At 68.2% G+C, this 1,888-nt stretch carries 3 protein-coding genes; all 3 read left to right on the top strand.

The window, feature by feature from the left end; translation table 11 throughout:
* Positions 1 to 332: histidinol dehydrogenase (locus Q1A44_RS21825; RefSeq protein WP_299629544.1), on the top strand; the 332-nt coding region annotated here is incomplete at its 5' end.
* Positions 332 to 1,093 (top strand): SDR family oxidoreductase, encoded by a 762-nt coding sequence (locus tag Q1A44_RS21820; RefSeq protein ID WP_299629542.1) that lies wholly within the window; start codon positions 332 to 334, stop codon positions 1,091 to 1,093. The genes Q1A44_RS21825 and Q1A44_RS21820, both read left to right, overlap by 1 nt.
* A gap of 106 nt (positions 1,094 to 1,199) precedes the next feature.
* The coding region (locus tag Q1A44_RS21815) for an alcohol dehydrogenase catalytic domain-containing protein (protein ID WP_299629539.1) at positions 1,200 to 1,888 on the top strand (689 nt) is incomplete at its 3' end.

Raw genomic sequence — 1,888 nt, 5'->3', positions numbered from 1 at the left:
AGGATCTGGATTGGTGGCTGGACCGGCTGACCTGCTATGGCTCGCTGTTTCTGGGCGAAGAGACCACCGTGTCCTATGGCGACAAGGCGTCGGGCACGAACCACGTGCTGCCGACCTCCGGCGCGGCCAATTACACCGGCGGCTTGTCGGTTCACAAATACATGAAGATCGTGACCTGGCAGCGGGCGACGCGGGAGGGCTCCAAGCCGGTGGCCGAGGCCACGGCCCGGATCAGCCGCCTGGAAGGGATGGAGGGGCACGCGCGGGCCGCCGATGTGCGTCTGGCCAAATACTTCCCCGATGAAGAGTTCGACCTGACGGCGGATGGGTGATGGCGGACCCCGCGCGCCTTTTTGACCTGAGCGGCCGCGTGGCCTGCGTCACCGGGGCCAGTGCGGGCCTGGGCAGGCGGGCGGCGGATGCGCTGCTGGCGGCGGGCGCGCGCGTTGTGGGCGTGGCCCGGCGCGAAGATGCCTTGGCCGATTGGCAGGCCGCGGCGGGTGACGGGGCGACCTATGTGGCCGCCGATCTGGGCGACCGGGACGGGCTGGCAGAGGTGGCCACGGCCATCGCCGCCCCCTTTGGCGCACCTGACATCGTGGTCCATGCGGCGGGCATCAATACGCGGGAACCGGCATCGGATGTGACAGCTGACGGCTGGGACGTGACGCTCGCGCTGAACCTCACGGCGCCCTTCTTTTTGTCCCAGGCTCTGGTCCCTGCCATGCAGGCACGTGGCTGGGGCCGGATTGTGAACTTTGCGTCCCTGCAAACCACCCGCGCCTTTCCGGGCGGCATTGCTTATGGCACCACCAAGGCAGGCGTGGCCCAGATGACCCGCGCCATGGCCGAGGCCTGGTCGGCCAGCGGGATCACCGCCAACGCCATCGGGCCGGGGTTCTTTCCGACCGAACTGACGGCGGCCGTCTTTGATGATCCCGAGCGCGCCGCGCGCAATGCGGCGCAGACCTGCATCGGGCGCAACGGGCGGCTGGAGGATATTGACGGCCCGCTTGTGTTCCTGTGCTCGGACGCCTCGGCCTATGTGACGGGCCAGGTGCTGATGGTGGACGGGGGATTTACGGCCAAATGAGCGCGCCCGGACATACTGACCTGACGACCTTACCCCGGCACCCCGTACCAATGCGCATACGTATGGAACGGGCGGGACACAGACCACAAAACCAGAGGATCCAGCCATGAAGGCGTTGATCTATGACGGGGTCGAGACCCTTGGATATCGCGATGCGGCCGACCCGGTGGCGGGCCCCGGTGACGAGATGGTGCGCGTGGATGCGGTGGGTATCTGCGGGTCGGACATGCATGCCTATCTGGGCCATGACGCGCGCAGGCCCGCCCCCTTGATCCTGGGCCACGAGGCCGCAGGGGTGATCATGGGCGGGGCGCGCGACGGCACGCGGGTGACGATCAATCCGCTGGTCCATTGCGGGCAATGCCGTGCCTGCACCACGGGCCGCGAGAACCTGTGCCCGGATCGCCAGATCATCTCCATGCCGCCGCGCGAGGGAGCCTTTGCCCAGTTTGTGGCCATGCCTGCGGCCAACCTGATCGAAGTGCCCGATCACGTGCATCTGGATCATGCCGCCCTGGCCGAACCGCTGGCAGTCAGCTGGCATGCGATCCGGCTGGGGCTGGAGGCGCTGCATGCGGGTGCGGACCGGCGCGCCCTGATCCTGGGCGGCGGGGCCATCGGACTGGCGGCAAGCCTGGCCCTCAAGGCCCAGGGACTGGCCGACACCACCATTGTGGAGCCCAATGCAGCGCGGCGCGCCTATCTGCAGGATGTCTGCGGGCAGCATACGGTGGCGGAGGCTGCGGGAGCGTATGGTGTCGTGGTCGATGCGGTGGGTTATGCCGCCACGCGGGC

This window comes from uncultured Tateyamaria sp. (assembly GCF_947503705.1).
Taxonomy (GTDB): Bacteria; Pseudomonadota; Alphaproteobacteria; order Rhodobacterales; family Rhodobacteraceae; genus Tateyamaria.
Note: the sequence above shows the minus strand (reverse complement) of the source record. Positions and strands in the feature narration are given on the sequence as shown.